Here is a 602-nt window from a genome sequence, read left to right on the forward strand (position 1 = left end):
GCTGGTTCAAAGACAGTGACGGTTGGCATTTCTTTAATGGTGCAGGCATAGCTGCAAGAGGTTGGGCATATACCACAAACAACGATATCTTCTACTTTGATCCCTCACAAGAACATCACCCAGCTCTTCTCGGTGAGGTTACCCTTAACGGAGGACATCACTACTACTTTGATGAGAGCAGAGGTCTTGTAAAGGACAGATGGGTAAAGCTTCCAGGTGGCAACTGGGTTTATGCCTCCAAAGAAGGTGCTTTCATCTCAGGGTGGCACTATATTGGTAACGATATCTTCTACTTTGATACCGAAGATCCCACTCATCCCGCACTCTTTGGTGAGGTAACCCTTAACGGAGGCCGTCACTACTACTTTGATGAGCATAGCGGCCTTGCACAGGACAGATGGGTAAAGCTCCCAGGTGGCAACTGGGTCTATGCCTCCAAAGAAGGTGCTTTTATCTCAGGATGGCGCTACATCGGTAACAAGATCTTCTACTTCGATACCGAAGACCCCACACACCCCGCACTCTTTGGCGAGGTAACCCTTAACGGAGGACATCACTACTGGTTTGACGAGAATCAGGGTATGGCTTCAAATCAGTGGGTT

1 pseudogene is annotated in these 602 nt (G+C 48.5%); it reads left to right on the forward strand.

Annotated elements, in window-relative coordinates:
• Positions 1 to 602, forward strand: a pseudogene (locus tag ATORI0001_RS07590) (hypothetical protein); the annotation flags it as partial.

Source organism: Lancefieldella rimae ATCC 49626 (assembly GCF_000174015.1).
GTDB classification, from domain to species: Bacteria; Actinomycetota; Coriobacteriia; order Coriobacteriales; family Atopobiaceae; genus Lancefieldella; species Lancefieldella rimae.